Genomic DNA, 18,219 nt, shown 5'->3' with positions numbered 1-18,219 from the left:
CGTATGCCTGCTACAAAAAGGGACTTAAGACCGAGATGAAAGTGACATTTATCATTTAGAAAGTGATTTTTATCACTTCCACCGCTATTAAAATGTTTTACATTTTAATATATATATTTTAAACTATTTTCTTGGAGGTCATATCAAAATGAAAAAAGCTTCTGTAATCTTGTCGAGCGCTCTGGTATTGGGTACTTTACTCGCAGGTTGTGGCAACAGCAACAAAGCAGAGAACGCTGCTGCAACAACAGCACCTGTGGCAACTGCTACAGCTGCAACTGAAGCAACTACTGCACCTGCAGCCGAAACAGGCAAGTACCAGGACGGAACCTACTACGGTACAGTGGATGCCGATCCAGAGACTGGCTGGCAGACCTTTACACAACTGACTGTAGAAGGCGGCAAAATCACCAAAGCTGACTGGAATGCTTTCAATGTTAAAAAAGCGGGCGATTTGAAGAAAAAAGTATCTGAAGACGGCAACTACGGCCTGGTAAAAATCGGCGGAGCGAAGTCCGAATGGCATGAACAGGCTGCTCTTGCTGAAGCCTACCTGATTGAAAAACAAGATCCTGCTGCTCTCACTGTAAATGCTGAAGGCAAAACAGATGCAATCTCCGGTGTATCCGTACACGTTAGTGATTTCGTTGGCGCGGCTCAGGCTGCACTTGCTGCCGGCCCTGCACAAGCAGGCCCATACAAAGATGGCGGATATACTGCTGAAGGTGAAATGGATGCTAAATCCGGCTGGAAGTCCACAGTAGCTCTCTCTGTTGCTAACGGCAACGTTGTAGCTGTTAATTTCAGCGGTGTGAATGCTGCAGGCGACGATAAGAAACAATATTCTGTAGATGGCAAATACGGCATGAAAGCCGGCGGCGCTGCTGCTGAATGGCATGAAGAAATCGCCCTTGCCGAGAAATACTTCCTTGAGAACAAAGGCGTAGCTCCTACCCTGGATGCTGAAGGTAAAACAGATGCAATCTCCGGCGTATCCATCCACGTTGGTGAATATTTCACACTTGCACAAAAAGCACTCGAAGGCGCGAAATAATTATTCGCTACCCTTTTGCAGCTAATCAGATGAATGAGGTGAGTTTCTCTTGAAGAAAATAGTCATTTTGGGCGGCGGCTACGGCGGCGTACTCACGGCTAAGAAACTGGCAAAGAAATTTAAGAACGACAAAGATGTAGAAATCAAACTGATCGACCGAAATCCATACCACACTCTTTTGACTGAGCTGCATGAGGTTTCTGCGAATCGCGCACCTGAGGATTCGATCAAAATTGACTTGAAGAAAATCTTTGCCGGCCTGAAGGTAGATGTTGTTCTGGACGAAATCAGCAACATTGATTTCAAGAACAAGAAGCTGAAGTCCGACAAAGCCACTTATGCTTATGATTATCTGGTCATCGGCACAGGAAGCAAGCCAACCTTCTTCGGAATCCCCGGAGCAGAAGAGAACACCTTCTCCTTCTGGTCCTACGATGATGCAGTTGCCTTGAAGCGTCAAATCCGCGACATGTACACCAAAGCTGCGAAGGAAAAGAACCCGGCTACACGCCGTGCTATGCTGACCTTCGTAATTATCGGTGCCGGCTTTACCGGCGTTGAGCTTGTAGGTGAAATGGCCGAGCAGCGCGATGAGCTCTGCAGAGAATTCTTCATCGATCCTTCCGAAGTGAGATTAATCGTGGCTGATATGGCTCCGAAGATCCTGCCTATCCTGCCGGATAAGCTGATCCAGAAAGCCGAAGCCCGTCTGCGTAAGCTGAAGGTAGAAATTGTTACAGGCGCCAAAATCACCGAAGTAGGCGCAGGCTCTGTTGCCCTCGGCGAGAAGAACATCGTGGATGCACAGACAATTGTCTGGACAGCCGGTGTTGAAGGCTCCGAAATTGTCGGCAACCTTGATGTTCAGCAGCAAGGCCGCAAACGTATTGTTACCAATGAACACCTTGAAAGTGTTGACCATAAGAACGTATACGTTGTAGGGGATAACATCTTCTTCATCCCTGAAGGCGAAGAACGTCCAGTTCCGCAAATGGTTGAGAATGCTGAACAAGCGGCTCCGGTTATCGCAGGCAATATCACTGCCGATATCAAGGGTACGCCTAAAAAAGCATACAAACCAGGCTTCCACGGCACCATGGTTTCGATTGGCAGCCGCTACGGTGTAGCGAACGTTGGTCTTCCGGGCAAGTTCTTCATGCTGACCGGCTTCATGGCTATGTTGTCCAAACATTTCATCAATATGTTCTATCTGTCACAGGTTGTAGGCTTCAATAAGGTCTGGACCTACATGATGCACGAGTTCTTCCATGTTGAGAACCGCAAGAGCTTCGTCGGCGGTTACTTCTCCAAGCGCTCGCCGAACTTCTGGCTCGTTCCACTCCGTATGCTCCTTGGGGGAATGTGGTTATATGAAGGTATAGAGAAGATCCGCAAAATCTGGGTTGATCCGAATAAGATTTTCCTGATTCCTGCGGCTCCTTATGCAGACGCCACATCGGCAGCAAGTCAGGCTGTGGATGCAGTCAAAACTACCGTAGATGCCCAATCTGCCGCTTCCGCAGTATCCACTGCCAAAGAAGCTGTATCGGCTCTTCCGGTTCCAGGCTTCATTTATGATATCTCTAACTGGTTCATGGATCTCATGTTCTATAACCCGGATGGTTCTTACACCTTCCTCGCCAAATGGTTCCAAATCGGTATGGTCTGTGCCGAGATCGTCTTCGGTGTAATGCTGATCGTCGGTCTGTTCACAGCTATCTCTGCTATAGCCACGATAGGTATGGCGGTTATGATCTGGACCACCAAGATGGCAGCAACAGAAATGCTCTGGTATGTTGGGGCAGCGATTGCCTGCATCGGCGGTTCCGGCACCGTGTTCAGCTTGGATTACTATGTTCTTCCTTGGCTCAAAAAGCAGTGGAAGAGAATACCTCTCGTCCGGCGCTGGTATCTGTATACCGACTGATGAACCGGGTAACCGGTGGTTAAGAACTACATTCATTTATAACAGCGGCGTATGCACAAGCTGCGCTGCTGCAAGCTGAATAGGATATTCTTAAGAGTAATGTGTCCCTAGGACACATTACTCTCCTTGTTTAACGAGGTGAAAGTACATTTATATGTTTGTTTTCAACAAAATGGTTTTGTAGGGATAATCAGGGATTCGGTTCCATCCAGCAAAACCGACATGAAGGAGAGAAGCTTGTGAACCAAAAAATCGCCCAAGATACATTCCGGTTGCTTCAGGCTGAGATGTCTAAGATCGCCGGAATTCAGTTGTCTCTCTCTCCGGCAGAATGTGAGCAAATGCTCTCGGTACTGGAACGCCATGATCTGGAATATGACCGCAAAACCCATTTGCTAGGCATTTATACCATTCTTACCGTGGCAGCACAGCGCCATATGGAATGTGTCCCACATCATCCTGACCTGACCCGTAACATTTTGGATGGAGATTATCTGTACAGCTTCTATCTGCAGTTTGCAGTGAAATGCCGGGAGCTGGATCTGGTTGCCTACATGGCCCCTTCCATCAAAAAAATGCAGATCGCACGTTCAAATGGAGAGTTCACCGAACACAATCCGGCCCGGGAGTTGGATGAATTCCTCATTCAGGAGCGCAGACAACGAAGCCGTACCAGTAAAGCCATTTGACAGGTGGGAACATGAACGATGAAGCTGCATGAAGCCTTGAATATTGATCTGAATGAAATTAACCGTGAAATTAAGAATCTGGTCACCCATGATAAGGATGTTCCCAAAAAGTCGCAGCTGGCGCAGAGCATTCTCGAATTAACAGGCTCCGGCGGTAAACGCCTCCGCCCGCTGATGGTTATTGTCGGCAGCCGGTTTGGCCTGAGACCTGCCGGACGCCGAACTCTGCAATTATCCGCTGCGGCTGAATTTATCCATGTGGCCTCACTGATTCATGACGATATTATTGATAACGCCGAGCTGCGGCGGGGCGAGCCTGCGCTTCATATCAAGACAGGCATTCTATCCGCTGTTCATATCGGTAATTATATGTCTGCCCGCATCATTGAACTGCTCAGCAAGTACACCGGGGATAAGGACCGTTATGTTCACGATCTGTCCTCTGTTGCCACGGCCCAGTTATGTCTGGGTGAATATCAGCAATTAGAGCATGCCTTCGATTATGATCTTACGCTGGAGCAATATCTGGAGAAATCCCGTAACAAAACCGCGCTGCTAATGGCCACCTGCCTGCGGGTAGGCGCACTGTCGGCGGAGAGCAGCACAGAGACAGCCCAGCTCCTCTATGATTTCGGCGAAGCGCTGGGGATGTCGTTCCAGATCCAGGATGATATCCTGGACTTCACGCAATCGGCGGATATACTAGGCAAGCCGGCCGGCAGCGATCTCCGCCACGGCCAGGTTACCCTTCCGGTGCTCTTTGCCTTAGAGGATGCCGAGCTTGCCCCTGTCATCCGCAGAATAGGCCCTGGCTCATCTCCCGCCGACATCGAACAAGTCCTGAAGCTGGTAAGGGGCAGTGATGCCCTAACCCGCTCAGAGGCCGTCAGCCAGGACTATCTGGCCCGGGCTGCTGCGATTGTGGAGCAGCTCTCCAGCTTCCCGGCGCATGCCGATCTGGAAACCCTGCTGCAGTACTTCGCTGGGCGTGACCGCTGAGCTCCGGACTGAATGGGTTATAGCCAGCGATGCTCTAACGCATTGTGGCCGTCAGCAGAGAATACCTGGCCAAGGCTGTTGCAATCGGTTAGCATCTGTAAGCTTTCGTACAATGCTTACGTAGCTCAGCTGTATTATGATGCTGCAAGCTCCACGCTGCTTTATTAGTTCATACTGTACGCTCCACCCTTCACACTATATGTATTAACACATATTAAGTAAACGAGCCTGAGTAAGGCTCGTTTTTTTGTTTTTTATCACATTTCGCCGCGCTAATTGTATTTTGTACAACTAAAGTCCCCTCTAATGAGCTGGCAGGTGCTTTAATTGCACTCTGTACACCTATTTAGGCTGGAATGCCCTCAAAAGCTACTTTTCATTATTTTAGTTGTACAGAATACATGTATCATACGAAATTAGCTTTTTGGATGTCTTTTAGTTGTACGAAATACACTTAACCGCCCACATCTCACCTATCCGCTAAATAGCGAACGCAGCGGAGCGTACGTGAGTGAGTTTAGCAGGGAGCTTTGGCCATTGGGGGTTGGGGTTCGGGGTTGTTTGCCGCCCAAAAAGAAGAAAAGCGCGAAGCTCTAAGCTTATTCGCGCTTTTTTGCCGCCCGCCCCGCTGGGTAGGCCTGTTGTCTTTTTGAAGTTAGTGTTGCTCAGGGAGAGGTTAGGACGGAACGGAGAGGAATTTTGGAACTGTAGGAGCGGCAGCGTTCGCCTTTAACTTCGGATTCCTACCGCGTTCAGCGGCTCGAATCAGGGAATCCGAAGTTAACAGCGACCGGAAGTCCAAACATTCCGCGCAGTGCAGCTCCCCAACCTCCTTCCCCCCCACCTAATTAACGTAAAAATAATCAATCAGCGTACACAGCAAGATCACCATACTGATCACCTGATTCAAATTATAAGAAGCCACCTTCATCAGCTTGCGGTTAGCAGGCTTGATGATCTTGTGCTCCGTCATGAGCAGCACCGTAGCGATGCCGATGCCCACCAGATACATCCAGCCGAGATCACGCCAGACGTACAGGAACAGCAGCAGCATAACCATAATGAAATGCAGCCCTTTGGAGATCCGCAGCGCGTTCTCCAGGCCGAAGAAGCTCGGTATGGACCATAAGCCGTTCTTCCGGTCGAACTCAATGTCCTGAGTCCCGTAGATGATATCAAACCCGGCAATCCAGAGCATCACCACGGTTCCGATCACGAATGGCGTGAACGCGATATTCCCGGTAACCGCAAACCAGGCGCCAATCGGGGCCGAAGCAATCACGAAGCCCAGATACAGATGGCTCAGGAAGGTGAACCGCTTCGTATAAGAGTAGGATGAGATCAGTACAATAGCTACCGGGGACAGCACCAGGCAGAGCAGGTTCAGCATCCCGGAGGCCACAATGAACAGGGCATAATTGATGATAATGAACAGAATGACTTCCTTCTCTGCGAGCAGACGCTGCGGCAGATGCCGGTGGGCGGTTCGCGGATTATTGCCGTCGAAGGTGCGGTCTACCAGACGATTGAACGCATTCGCCCCGTTGCGTGCCCCAATCAGCGCGATTAGTCCCCATAACATCATATGGCCGGAAGGCCAGCCTCCCGCCGCCCAGACCATCGAGATGATGGCAAAAGGCAGTGAGAACAGCGTATGCGAGAACATCACCAGCTCGCTGAACATTTTCATTTTAAGCGCCGTATGTTTAAAAGCATTAATGATAACCATATTGTTAGGCCTCTTTCTCAGTGGATCGCTTGCAGCACTTCATGGAGTGCATCCAGCAGGGCATCGATATTACCGGAAGTGACCACAAGCGGCGGCTGGAAGGCGAGGACGTTGCGGCCTATACCGTTTTTGCCGATCAGGTATCCGCGGTCCTTCAGCTCCTCCAGCACATAGTCTGTCACCGCAGCGGCATCCTCAGTCTCTGAACCGGCTAGCTCGGCCCCCAGCATAAGTCCGCTGCCCCGTACGTCGGTAATCAACGCAGGGTAACGCTCCTGGAGAGCAAGCAAGCCTTGCTTCAGCTGCCCGCCCAGCTCAGCCGCACGTTCTGCCAGCCGCTCATCACGGATGTAGTCCAGCACCGCCAGCGCCGTAGCCGCTGAGACCGGATTCCCTCCGAACGTCGAGGCGGAAGGCTTGTTCAGCGATGCCGCAATCTCATCCGTTGTGGAAAAGGCAGCGATAGGCACTCCGTTCCCCAGCGCCTTAGCCATGCTGATAATGTCCGGCACGACGCCGAAATGCTCCATCGCAAACATAGCTCCGCTCCGGCCGTAGCCGGTCTGGATTTCGTCGTCAATCAGCAGTACACCGTACTGCTCAAGCAGCGCCTTCACCTCACGGAAATAGGACAGCGCAGGCATGACGATCCCGCCGTTCCCTTGAATCGGCTCCACGATCATGGCGGCAATGGTGTCTCCTTGGGCAGCGAGTACCTCCTTCAGATTCTGGATCGACTGCGCCGCCGCTTCCTCCAGCGTCAATTCCGGATGATACGGGCGTTTAATGAACGTTACATCCTCATCGAGGTAGGCATCGGTCCTCCACATTTGCAGCCCGGTCACACTCATAGTGAGATTGGTCCGGCCATGCAGGCCAGCTTCCAGGGCGATGAAGCCTTTGCGGCCGGTATGCATCCGCGCCAGCAGCAGCGCCCCTTCATTCGCCTCCGAGCCGCTGTTGACGAAGAATGTCCGGCGCAGCGCGCCCGGCAGCACTTCTTCCAGGCGTTCCGCCAAATCTACATTCGGCTGGGTCAGGTAGATCGGCGAAGTGTGCTGCAATTGCTGAAGCTGTGCTATCGTACGGGAAGTAATAGCTGGATTACAGTGGCCGCAGGCAACCACTGAGACTCCTGCGAAGAAGTCGGTGTATTCCTTGCCGTTCTCATCGTAGACGTACTGCATGCTTCCGCGTACCAATTGCGGGGCATCCCGGTAAAAATGTGCGGTGCACGGGTAGAAATACTGCTTTCTTTTGGCAGCTACCGCTTCTCTTCCAATGATGACGCTCTGTTCCATGTAAATCCCTCACTTTCAACTGCTGATAATTCAAGATGATTAGTTTGTGAAAAAAGGTACTTATAATTGCGCCATATGCCCTTATTATACTCGCAGTAGCTTTATTTTAAAATTGAATTATTAGCATTAGTTGAATTGCAGTGAACCGAGGGTGTATCCCGCATAGACCGGCTTCAGCCCGCCCAGCAGTTCCTCCTCCGGCTTCGCCCCATCCATCGCAGCCTGATAAGCAGCAATAATGGCGCGCAGCTCCTCTATGCTGTATGTCGCACCTTCAATCCGGAAGCTTGTAATTCCCAGGCCGTTCATTTCACCCAGCATCGGGAGATAACATAGCTCCTTGGCGAACAGCAGATGGCAGCGGCCATATTGGTCACGGTAGACCGGGTTCTCGCCCTTGTCGGTCTTGAGCACCAGCACTTCATTACGGACATACTGGTTGTCTTCCTCCCCAATCGGCTCCATCACCTCTGTATTCTCGAACAGATCATGCTCCATATACATCAATGCAGGCGTTCCGTGAACCACAACCTCCAGCGGCAAGTCACTGTGCGAGGTGAAGGAGGCGAAATGCTCCAGCGTCATCTCCGGCGAAACGGTCAGCTTCGTCAGGCCCAGTCCGGCATACAGTCCGGCTGACAGATGGTTGTATACATTCAGATTGGCATCGCCCATCATCGGGTAACCGGTGCCACGGTAACGGCGGATCGCCCCCAGGTTCGTAATGATCAGGCCGTCAATCGGCAGCCGTTCCCCGTTCAGCAGATGATCATATTGGTCGAAATGCAGTTCGTTCATCATCCGCGGCAGACCTAGATATAGCTTGGTATGGCCTTTTACCGCTCCAAGATCCTTAATATCCTGCTTCGTAAAAGGACGGTCCGGCTCAAACACATCGCCCGGCAGATACAAGCTGTCTACTCCCATCTCCAGTACGAGACGAGCCTGCTCCATATTATTCACACGCACTGCCAGCTCAGGCTTGATAAGGGTACTGCGTCTGTCTTCAGCCATTCGTGCCCGCAGTTCCGTCACCCGCTCCACAGATAGCTCACGCTCGGCAGTCGGCGTACTGAACACTTTGCCGGTACTGTAGAACTTGCCTGTTCCCTCATAACGGCGGTTGATATTCGACAGTCCCGGTCTGCCAAAAGCATACGCCGTGGAGAAATCACGCTTACGGTTGTTATACAGCTCTTTGGAATCCTGGGTCCGGTCGAAGCCCAGCGGATCATCGATATAACGGTCAATCGCATCGCCGTAGCTGTTGGACAGCATGACCATGAAGTCTTTATCGCGCATACGGCCTTCGATTTTGAAGGAAGTAATGCCCGATTCAATCAGCTCCGGAAGATGCTCATACATGAACATATCCTTCACCGCCAGCGGATATTCCGCAGGGAAGACATAGCCGTCACGCTTGATCCGGTAATCCCAGCGGCAAGGCTTCATGCATTTGCCCCGGTTGCTGCTCATCCCGAACACCTGAGAGCTGAAATAACAGTTCGCCCCGTGGACAGAGCACATATCGCCATGGATGAAATACTCCAGCTCCATACCGCTCTGGCGTCCCAGCAGCTTCGCAGTCTGCAGATCCATCTCCCGCGAGGTAACCACCCGACTGACGCCCAGCTCCTTCAGCGCGTGGATCATCTCCAGATTATGCACATTCATCATGACGGATGCGTGAACCGGCAGATTCAGCCCCATCTCGCGGATCAATTCCAGCACCGCCATATCCTGCACGATCAGCGCGTCCGGGCGGACCGTGTCCAGGATGCTCAGGTACGCTCTGGCCTCTTCCACATCCTCTTCGCTGAACAAATTATTGACCGTGATATATACTTTTTTGTCCATACTATGAGCGATATTCAGGGCTTCGATAATCTCTTCATGACTCAAGTTGTAGCCCTTGCGCATCATTCTCATGTTCAGCACCGGACCGCCGAAATACACCGCGTCACACTTCGATTCAATAACAGCCTTGAAGATCTCGAAGGTTCCCGCAGGTGCCAGTAACTCTACTTCTTTACCATTAAAATAACGTGCCATTCCCGTATCCCCCTAAATGTCTTACAATAATGCAACTGCAACTCCCAGTACAACGAACATAGCAACAAAAAGCGTATCTGCCGCGCCCCACCTGAGCCGGTGATACCGGCTGCGCGGCGCATCCATGCGGAAGCCCCGGGCTTCCATGGAATAGATCAGATCCTGGGCGCGCCGGAACGCACTGGCGATAACCGGGACCAGCAGCGAGACAAGCATCCGCGCCTTCTCCTTCAGCGGCAGCTCCTTCAGATCCGCTCCGCGCGAGGCCTGCGCCTTCAGGATAATCTGCGCCTCATCCAGAATCGTCGGGATGAAGCGGAGCGCGATGCTGATCATCAGCGTAATCCGGTCGGGTGACAGCCGGAGCTTCTTAAGCGGGGCCAGTACTCCCTCAAGTCCCTGATTCAGCTTGGCGGGTGTCGTCGTGAAGGTCAGTAGGGCTGTGAAGGTCAGCAGGAATAACATGCGGATGACAGAAAATGCTCCCATCCGCAGGCCGCCCGCATGCAGCGAGAACGAGCCAAGCGACCACAGCACCTCCCCTTCCTTCACGGACAGCGCCTGTACGATGAAGATGAACAACATCAGATAACGCAGAGGCTTCGCAGCCTTGATGAAATATTTCAGTGGAATGCGGGTCGTCGCCATCACCACGATGGAGAAGACCGCGACCAGACCGATCGATCTCCACGAAGTAGACAGCAGGATGATGGCTACATAGAGCAGCATCCCGGTGATTTTGGACCGGGCATCCAGCTTATGGACCCAGGAGCCCGTATCAATGCTGCGTCCCAGCAGCAGACGCTCATTCATGGCCATTCCCCATTTCTTCCGTGCCGGAGGCATTCAGCGTGCGGCGCTCTTCCAGCAAGGCCGCAAGCCGCCCCGCGAGGCCCTCCGCTGTAAGGAGCGGCTTCTCGCCGCTAAGGCCGAAGCGCTCGGCGGCAGCTTGCCAGTAACGCAGAGACTGCGGAACCCGCAGTCCGCAGCGCGTAAGAATCGCCGGATCAGCGGCCAGTTCGCCGCCACTGCCCTGGAAGGCGAGCTCCCCATCCTTAAGTAGCACCCAGTTGTCGGCATACGGCAACAGTTCATCCATCCGGTGCGTCACGATGATGATCGTCCGGCCCTGCTCGCGGCACAGCCGCTCCAAGAGCGCGATCAGCTCCGCGCGGCTTACCGGGTCCAGGGTGGCTGTCGGCTCATCCAGCACCACAATGTCCGGGTCCATCGCCAGCACGGAGGCGATAGCCGCCTTGCGCATCTGTCCTCCGCTGAGCCGGAAGGGATTGCGCTCCAGCAGCGCCAGATCCAGCCCCATGTCCGTCATCGACTTGCGGGCCCGTGCCTTGGCCTCCTCCAGACTGACTCCGAAGTTCAGCGGCCCGAAGCAGAGATCCTTCTCCACCGTATCTTCGAACATCTGCTGCTCCGGGAATTGAAAGACGAGGCCTACCCTCCGCCGCAGCGGAAGCAGCCTCGGTGATTTCTCCCCAGCAGTTATCGTTACATCCAGCACCTGCACCGTGCCTTCCGTCGGCTTAAGAATGCCATTGAACAGCTGGAGCAGTGTAGATTTGCCGGAGCCGGTAGCTCCGGCAATGCCGGTCAGCGAACCCTCGGCAATCTCCAGATTAATCCCGTGCAGCGCCGTCTGCTTCCACATACTGCGGTCGGCATACGTGTAGCTTACTTGCTGTAGTTGTATTGCCATAGTGTGTCTATAAGCTCCTTTTCGCTGGCGGGTACATCCACCGTAATTCCCCGGCTCTCCAGTTCACGGGCTAGCTGCCAAGTATAAGGCTCCCGCAAATGACACTTCTCCAGCAGCTCCGCATCACGGAACAGCTCCGCAGGTGATACATCTGCCGCAATGCTTCCCCCGTGCAGCGCAAGCACCCGGTCCGAAGCCAGAATCTCATCGGCATCATGGGTAATCAGCAGAATCGTGTAGCTGCCCGCGGCCTGCATGTCCCGCAGAATCCCCATCAGCTCATCGCGGCTGCCTTCGTCCAACATAGAAGAGGCCTCGTCGAAGATGACGATGCCTGGCTTCATGGCGAGAATCGAGGCGATGGCCACTCGCTGCTTCTGCCCGCCCGACAGCTCTCCGGGATGCTTCGACAGCAGATGGCCAATCCCGAGCTTACCAGTATAGAATTCAAGCCGCTCCTTCATCTCTTCGTAGGATAGGCACTGGCCCTCCAGGCCGAAGAGAATATCTTCTTCCACCGTCTGACCGATGAACTGGTTATCGGGGTTCTGGAAGACCATTCCGATGCATTGCCGGATGGACTGAACCGTCTCTTCCTGCAGCGTATGTCCGCAGACAGAGATCTGGCCGGCGCTCTTCGGGAGCAGCGCATTCAACAGCTTGACCAGGGTCGATTTGCCGCAGCCGTTAGGCCCCACAATACTCACCCATTGGCCCTGCGGGATCGACACATTGATATCATGGAGAATCGGATGTTCCGGGTCATAGCCGAAGGATACTCCCTCAAGGGCAATCACTGCCGGCTTCTCACCGGCTTTTGTATCGTTGTACGCTTGGTTCATGTTACTCATCCTTCCGCAGCTAGTGACCCGGTCCGTTCAGGAACTCTTCAAACAAGGATATTTTGGATAGCGAGTCAACCACATACCGGACGGCAAAGCCGACAGCAATACCCGTAATAATACCGGTAATCAGCAGCACCGGCAGGTAATAGAAAATACTCGTTGAATTGAACACGAACGAGGCTGCCAGCAGCTGCCCCGTATTGTGAGCCAATCCGCCTGCAATGCTGATGCCGATGACACTGAACTTTCTGCGGCCAAGCTTCACCAGCGCGAACATCACGATGAAGCTGAACAGGGAACCGAACAGGCTGAACAGCAGGCTGGACAGCGTGCCGAGCAGGAAGGCGGTCAGCAGTGTCTTCAGGATCACCAGAACCAGGACATCACGTCCGCGCAAAAAGTAAATACAGGTCAAAATCATAATATTGGCGAAGCCCAGCTTCGCTCCGGGCATCAGCCCCACTCCAGCCAGCGGGATCTGTGCCTCCACAATACTCAACACGACAGCAACGGCAGCGAATATAGCAATAATTACGGTCCGCTTCAGCGCTGTAGCCGATTCACTACTGGACATAGCCATCTACTTCATCCTCCCCGGCCGCACTTGCAATCTCAACCAATACCCGGTGTGGAAGGCATACGATGGTCTGCTTGGGCAGCGTGATGAATCCGAAGCCGAGGCAGACCTTATCCGGACAATCCGCATCGAACATCTCAACCCCATAATCATGCACCTTCAGAATGTTATAGCCCCGTTCAGTGCGGACCTCAATAGTCTGCTCTTCTTTGGTCAGGGTTATCGTTTTGAATAACTTACCATCTACCGTTATATTGGCCTTGAGTTCTTTGCCTGGCCCACCTTTATCAGCATCGTTTGACAGCCATCTTGGCACGAGAAAAGCGAGCGCAGCAATCAGAACGATAGAAATCAGCAGCACATCTGCGCGTTTCATAGAAATCTCCCTTATATTTTAATTAAAATCCAGACTTAATAATTATAACGGTCTGCCCTCAATCCTTCAATGAATGTAGTCGTTAATTGTCGCATTTCCATGGCAGTTCACAAAATAGGCACGCAAAGCCGAAGCGGAACCTCCATAAACTGGATAGTATCCGCTTCGGCAAGGAATATAAGGATAATGCAATCATTTATAGAATTACCCGGCTTGGACGGGCTGAGCATCCTTAGAGGCATCCGGCTTCCGGCCGAAGTACCCCAGGAACAGTCCGGCGAATTCAGGGTCCCACTGACTCCCCCTGCCCTGCTCCAGAATATTCAGCGCCCGCTCATGGTCCATCCCTTTACGGTAAGGCCGGTCCGACGTCATAGCATCATAAGCATCCGCCACAGCGATAATCCGGCCGTGCAACGGAATATTCATACCGGCAAGACCATCCGGGTAGCCCCGGCCGTCATAACGCTCATGATGCGAGCGGACGCCGCCCAGATAGGGTGCCATTTTGTCCGCCGGTTCAATCTGCCGCAGAATATTCTCCCCTAGCACAGTATGACTCTGAATCTGGAGGAATTCCTCATCTGTTAGGGCTCCTTCCTTGAAGAGGATGCTGTCTCTGACCCCGATCTTGCCAATATCATGCAGCAGCGCTGACTTGCGCAGATCATCCAGCTCCTGCCCCCTCAGTCCGGCCAGCTGCCCGATAATTACCGAATACTCCGCTACACGGAGCGAGTGTCCTGCCGTATACGAATCGCGGGCGTCCAGCGCCACGGCAAGGGTGGAGAAATAGCTGTCCAGCAGTTGGTGGCTCTGCTGCTCCCGCGCCTGCAGCCCCCGGACCATCATGTTAAAGCCTGCCACCAGCTTCGAGAACTCATCGGAGTACTCATCCTGCACCTGGATCAGATTGCCGTCCTTCACCTGGTTCATCGCCTGATACAGCTCATGGATCGGATGCTGTACGCTGTTCGTCAGTAGCCAGGCCGCAATGGAGGAGAACAGCGTGCCGATCAGCAGCACCATCCCCGCCCAGGCCCAGTAGCTCTGAAGTCCGACGACGACTATCGAATCCCCTTCACCGTTCATACGGATATGCGTGGCCATAATAAACAGGAACAGCGGGAAGGTGCCGATCAGCATACAGCTTACCAGGAATTTGGGGCGTATCGGCACGAACACATGGCCCTCCAGGGAAAAATCCACACCATACTGCTCCAGCGCACGGTTCCTGAATTCCTTGATCAGCGGAATAATGGAGGTGCAGGTCAGGAAGAATTCAATAAGGGAATGCATACAAGCCACAAGTACTGCGCAGCACATCGCCAGAATCAGATAGATATAAGGGAACGTAACCCAGCCCGTATGAATCATCCAGAACGTTAACAGCAGGGCCGGCACCGATAATCCGAACAGATGTGGCCCCATAATCCGCTGTATGGCCCGTTTGGGCAGCTGGTGCGTGTGCAGATAAGCTTCCTCCAGCATAGACAATGCGGCATTCTCCTGAACCAGCGCAGCCCGTACGGGCCTGATCTGTCTGAGAAAGACAGTAATCTCAATAGAGGCCATTATTAAGAAAGAACAAGCAAGCACCAGCAAGAGGCGGTAATATTCAACCCGGCTGATCTCCAGGGAAGATAACATAAGCAGACTCCCGACCGCGAGTACCGCTACCGCTGAGCCGAAGATATAGTTCCGGATCTGATTTCTCAAAAAGCTTCTGTATAGTCTCATCTGTCCCCTCATCCCCGTCCGGCCTCAGCCCAATATGCAGTTGCATTTATGTAAAGACCATGCTATAATAAAATAATATTTGTTTTCGAGTATGTTTATCCCCATCAAGAAGATGTCAGGCCGATGAATCACTTCTCTATATTATCGGCGGTTTGGACACAATATCTTACGTTTTCTTGCAGTACTTATCCCTTTTATGAGACTAAATTCGAACATAGCATTCCGATTCACACTGGCGCGGCCACGGAGCCGCAAGGACAAAAGAGAGGTAGGGCTTTTGTCGTATTGGAAGGATTATTCTCGCCACACGGCTGCTGGAAATAACAAGGAATAACGACACCCGTCTTGCTCACAGACGGCGGGGGATTAATATACCGATAAGACATGGATAGCTGCTTCTCTGTTCTTCAGGGAAAGGCTCCATGTGTGGAACATAATTAGCGCCCGATAACCGCTGTCAGCGGATATCGGGCGCGTCTACGTTCCAGGGACTTTTATCTGACAGATTCAGCGGCAGCCGGGCTGTGTACATAGCGTTCCACGAATTCGCCTACTGTGCGGATATATGTGCTTTTATCCGTATCATAGGACAGACCATGCCCCGCTCCATGCACCACCAGTTGCTCCTTCGGACTCCGGCAGGCCTCATACAGCTCATTCATCATCGCATAAGGCACGAACTTATCCGCATCTCCGTGGATGAACAGAATCGGCACCTTGGCCTTGCGTACCTGCTTCAGCGCAGACGCCTCCCCGAAGGAATAGCCGGCCTTCATCCGGGTCACCAGACTGGCCACCGGCACAAACGGGAAGCTCGGCAGATGGTACATCCGCTTCAGCTGATAGGACAGCTGTGCCTTGACCGAGGTATAACCGCAATCGGCGACAATCGCCTTGACCTGCGGAGGAAGCTCCTCGCCGGACGTCATCAGCACCGTGGCTCCGCCCATAGATACACCATGCAGTACGATTTGCGCGTCCGGACCATTCTCCTGCAGGACGAATCCGATCCATTTCAGATAATCCCGTCGTTCCGGCCAGCCAAAGCCGATATAATCTCCTTCACTTTTCCCGTGTCCCCTGGCATCAGGCAGCAGCACATTGTACCCCAGGTTCTCATAATAGTTCTTGGCGGTCGCTCCCATATCCTTGGCCTTCCCGGAATAACCGTGGGCAACAATGACCGTCCGTCCGGCAGCACGCTCCGACGCCAGATAATAGCCTTGCAGCTTGAGCCCATCCTCAGAGACCAGTTCTACCTCACGGAAGGTCTGCCGGGACACCCACTCCGCTCCTTCTCCCCACGAGGCTCCGGCCACCGGCGGCGGATCGATCTTAAGGTCTGGGGTCTTGGCCAGGAATTCCTTAGGGGCCCGTTTAATGGCTACTCCATAAAAATAGAATCCGGCATACCCCACCCCTCCGGCCACCACGATCAGCACCACAAGCAGGTATATCATCCACATCAACGTTCCTCCTTCAGTAAGCAACCATATTAATTTGAGCCTAGTATAGCATGGGAGTACGGCCAACTAAAAATACGGCTGAGGCGCAAACTTCAACTCCATTGTACTCTGCAAGACTCTTGAAAGAAGCAGGTGGACTCTATTTAGCACACTCGCCTTCCCGCAGCAGATTGCATGTATGCTGTTTTCCACATACATTTGATCCGCTGACTCTCTCATCGGCACATTGTATATTGTTTTTCGCATACATTTGGTTCGCTGACTCTCTCACCGGCACATTGTATGTTGTTTTTCGCATACATTGGTCCGCTGACTCTCTCACCGGCACATTGTATGTTGTTTTTCGCATACATTCTGTATCCGGGCACTTATTTCCAACGAAAAAAAGAGCTGCTTCCAGGAGAACATCTTCTCCGAAAGCAGCCCTTGTCAAATTACAGGATCATCGTTTGTTTGTATAAATCTCAGTTCGGGTCACTCACTTACGTTTGCTGTTTCTGGTGGTTCTTCTAAGAATCAAGCCCAGACCAGCGAGTGCCAAACCGGCAAAATAATAAGGCGCAGGACTGGATTCGCCCGTCTTCGGCAAGGTTCCATCCACAGGCACACCGCCTAGAGGAACCTCATCATCAATAAGGACTACATCGGGTGCCGGTTCTGCTGAAGGCGTTGGCTCCGGTGTTGCTGCTATTGGCGCAACCGCAACAGCCGGTGTCGGCGTCGGCACTGTTGTAGCTATTGGAGTTGCTACAGGTCCAAGCGGCAGCGGATCATCATTCACAACCACATCATTGCTCACGATAAATCCGATAATCGGAGTCGGCGTAGGCACTGGAGGGAAACTGAACGGCGGCGATGTTGGCGCTGGCGTTGTTACTGGTGTTGGATCTGGTGTCGGTGTCGGTGTCGGTGTCGGTGTCGGCGTTGGTGTCGGCTCTGGTGTCGGTGTCGGCGTTGGTGTCGGCTCTACCGTCGGTGTTGGTGTCGGCTCTACCGTCGGCGTTGGTGTCGGTTCTACCGTCGGTGTCGGTGTTGGCTCTACCGTCGGTGTTGGTGTTGGCTCTGCCGTCGGTGTTGGTGTTGGCTCTGCCGTTGGCGTTGGTGTCGGTTCTACCGTCGGTGTCGGTGTTGGCTCTACCGTCGGTGTTGGTGTCGGCTCTACCGTCGGTGTCGGTGTTGGCTCTACCGTCGGTGTTGGTGTTGGCTCTGCCGTTGGCGTTGGTGTTGGCTCTGCCGTTGGCGTTGGTGTCGGTTCTGCCGTTGGCGTTGGTGTCGGCTCTGCTGTCGGCGTTGGTGTTGGTTCTACCGTTGGTGTTGGTGTCGGTTCTGCCGTTGGCGTTGGTGTCGGTTCCGCTGTCGGCGTTGGTGTTGGCTCTGCCGTTGGTGTTGGTGTCGGCTCTGCCGTTGGCGTTGGTGTCGGTGTTGGTTCTACCGTCGGTGTTGGTGTTGGCTCTGCCGTTGGTGTTGGTGTCGGTTCTGCCGTTGGCGTTGGTGTCGGTACCGCCGTTGGCGTTGGTGTCGGCTCTGCCGTTGGTGTTGGTGTCGGCTCTGCCGTTGGTGTTGGTGTCGGCTCTGCCGTTGGCGTTGGTGTCGGTCCCGCTGTTGGCGTCGGTGTCGGTACTGCCGTTGGCGTTGGTGTCGGTACTGCCGTTGGCGTTGGTGTCGGTACTGCTGTTGGTGTTGGTGTCGGTACTGCCGTTGGCGTTGGTGTCGGTACTGCTGTTGGTGTTGGTGTCGGTACTGCCGTTGG

General features: G+C 53.1%; 15 protein-coding genes. 4 read left to right on the top strand and 11 right to left on the bottom strand.

Annotated features, from left to right (window positions below; all coding sequences use genetic code 11):
- The first annotated feature begins 148 nt into the window (after window positions 1-148).
- The 4 genes from C173_RS02555 (at window position 149) to C173_RS02540 (ending at window position 4,669) form a co-directional block, all read left to right on the top strand.
- Complete coding sequence (locus C173_RS02555; protein WP_036722123.1) at window positions 149-1,054, top strand: hypothetical protein; 906 nt, start codon at window positions 149-151, stop codon at window positions 1,052-1,054.
- A gap of 49 nt (window positions 1,055-1,103) precedes the next feature.
- The gene (locus tag C173_RS02550) at window positions 1,104-2,981 is read left to right on the top strand and encodes an FAD-dependent oxidoreductase (protein ID WP_036722120.1); all 1,878 of its coding nucleotides are present in this window, start codon (window positions 1,104-1,106) and stop codon (window positions 2,979-2,981) included.
- A gap of 239 nt (window positions 2,982-3,220) precedes the next feature.
- Entirely contained in the window at window positions 3,221-3,670 is a 450-nt protein-coding gene (locus tag C173_RS02545; protein WP_036722118.1) for a hypothetical protein, read from the top strand.
- Window positions 3,671-3,688: 18 nt separating this feature from the next.
- Entirely contained in the window at window positions 3,689-4,669 is a 981-nt protein-coding gene (locus C173_RS02540; protein ID WP_036722116.1) for a polyprenyl synthetase family protein, read from the top strand.
- Window positions 4,670-5,513: 844 nt separating this feature from the next.
- Here the strand turns inward: C173_RS02540 and C173_RS02535 are convergent.
- From C173_RS02535 to C173_RS02485, 11 genes are all read right to left on the bottom strand, one after another.
- A complete protein-coding gene (locus C173_RS02535) occupies window positions 5,514-6,398 on the bottom strand; it encodes a UbiA-like polyprenyltransferase (protein ID WP_051477771.1) in 885 nt (294 codons plus the stop codon).
- Window positions 6,399-6,415: 17 nt separating this feature from the next.
- Window positions 6,416-7,699: an aspartate aminotransferase family protein gene (locus tag C173_RS02530; protein ID WP_051477770.1), complete on the bottom strand. Its 1,284-nt coding sequence runs from the start codon at window positions 7,697-7,699 to the stop codon at window positions 6,416-6,418.
- 126 nt (window positions 7,700-7,825) lie between these two features.
- The gene (locus tag C173_RS02525) at window positions 7,826-9,751 is read right to left on the bottom strand and encodes a peptidase U32 family protein (protein ID WP_036722113.1); all 1,926 of its coding nucleotides are present in this window, start codon (window positions 9,749-9,751) and stop codon (window positions 7,826-7,828) included.
- A gap of 21 nt (window positions 9,752-9,772) precedes the next feature.
- Window positions 9,773-10,597 carry an energy-coupling factor transporter transmembrane component T family protein gene (locus C173_RS02520; protein ID WP_327196425.1) on the bottom strand — a complete coding sequence of 275 codons (825 nt, stop codon included), beginning with the start codon at window positions 10,595-10,597 and terminating at the stop codon, window positions 9,773-9,775.
- Window positions 10,557-11,465 (bottom strand): energy-coupling factor transporter ATPase, encoded by a 909-nt coding sequence (locus C173_RS02515; protein ID WP_036722110.1) that lies wholly within the window; start codon window positions 11,463-11,465, stop codon window positions 10,557-10,559. Before C173_RS02515 ends, C173_RS02520 begins: the two co-directional genes overlap by 41 nt.
- Window positions 11,441-12,307, bottom strand: coding sequence for an ATP-binding cassette domain-containing protein (locus C173_RS02510; protein ID WP_051477769.1), 867 nt, complete (start codon window positions 12,305-12,307; stop codon window positions 11,441-11,443). Before C173_RS02510 ends, C173_RS02515 begins: the two co-directional genes overlap by 25 nt.
- A 19-nt stretch (window positions 12,308-12,326) precedes the next feature.
- Window positions 12,327-12,890 carry a Gx transporter family protein gene (locus C173_RS02505; RefSeq protein ID WP_036700635.1) on the bottom strand — a complete coding sequence of 188 codons (564 nt, stop codon included), beginning with the start codon at window positions 12,888-12,890 and terminating at the stop codon, window positions 12,327-12,329.
- Window positions 12,874-13,263 (bottom strand): NusG domain II-containing protein, encoded by a 390-nt coding sequence (locus C173_RS02500; RefSeq protein ID WP_036700638.1) that lies wholly within the window; start codon window positions 13,261-13,263, stop codon window positions 12,874-12,876. Before C173_RS02500 ends, C173_RS02505 begins: the two co-directional genes overlap by 17 nt.
- A 204-nt stretch (window positions 13,264-13,467) precedes the next feature.
- Complete coding sequence (locus C173_RS02495; protein WP_051477768.1) at window positions 13,468-15,003, bottom strand: HD-GYP domain-containing protein; 1,536 nt, start codon at window positions 15,001-15,003, stop codon at window positions 13,468-13,470.
- Between the two features lie 494 nt (window positions 15,004-15,497).
- The gene (locus C173_RS02490; RefSeq protein WP_036722297.1) at window positions 15,498-16,463 is read right to left on the bottom strand and encodes an alpha/beta hydrolase; all 966 of its coding nucleotides are present in this window, start codon (window positions 16,461-16,463) and stop codon (window positions 15,498-15,500) included.
- Between the two features lie 484 nt (window positions 16,464-16,947).
- Window positions 16,948-18,219 (bottom strand): LPXTG cell wall anchor domain-containing protein (locus C173_RS02485; protein WP_155991201.1); only part of this gene is annotated, 1,272 nt, incomplete at its 5' end.

Origin of the sequence: Paenibacillus sp. FSL R7-277 (assembly GCF_000517965.1) — a bacterium.
Lineage (GTDB): Bacteria > Bacillota > Bacilli > Paenibacillales > Paenibacillaceae > Paenibacillus_AQ > Paenibacillus_AQ silagei.
This window is presented reverse-complemented; position numbering and strand designations above follow the sequence as displayed.

Coding starts and splice junctions, on each gene's coding strand:
- C173_RS02555 (WP_036722123.1), top strand. CDS start 149: ATGAAAAAAGCTTCTGTAATCTTGTCGAGCGCTCTGGTATTGGGTACT.
- C173_RS02540 (WP_036722116.1), top strand. CDS start 3,689: ATGAAGCTGCATGAAGCCTTGAATATTGATCTGAATGAAATTAACCGT.
- C173_RS02535 (WP_051477771.1), bottom strand. CDS start 6,398: ATGGTTATCATTAATGCTTTTAAACATACGGCGCTTAAAATGAAAATG.
- C173_RS02530 (WP_051477770.1), bottom strand. CDS start 7,699: ATGGAACAGAGCGTCATCATTGGAAGAGAAGCGGTAGCTGCCAAAAGA.
- C173_RS02525 (WP_036722113.1), bottom strand. CDS start 9,751: ATGGCACGTTATTTTAATGGTAAAGAAGTAGAGTTACTGGCACCTGCG.
- C173_RS02520 (WP_327196425.1), bottom strand. CDS start 10,597: ATGCCTCCGGCACGGAAGAAATGGGGAATGGCCATGAATGAGCGTCTG.
- C173_RS02515 (WP_036722110.1), bottom strand. CDS start 11,465: ATGGCAATACAACTACAGCAAGTAAGCTACACGTATGCCGACCGCAGT.
- C173_RS02510 (WP_051477769.1), bottom strand. CDS start 12,307: ATGAACCAAGCGTACAACGATACAAAAGCCGGTGAGAAGCCGGCAGTG.
- C173_RS02505 (WP_036700635.1), bottom strand. CDS start 12,890: ATGGCTATGTCCAGTAGTGAATCGGCTACAGCGCTGAAGCGGACCGTA.
- C173_RS02500 (WP_036700638.1), bottom strand. CDS start 13,263: ATGAAACGCGCAGATGTGCTGCTGATTTCTATCGTTCTGATTGCTGCG.
- C173_RS02495 (WP_051477768.1), bottom strand. CDS start 15,003: ATGAGACTATACAGAAGCTTTTTGAGAAATCAGATCCGGAACTATATC.
- C173_RS02490 (WP_036722297.1), bottom strand. CDS start 16,463: ATGATATACCTGCTTGTGGTGCTGATCGTGGTGGCCGGAGGGGTGGGG.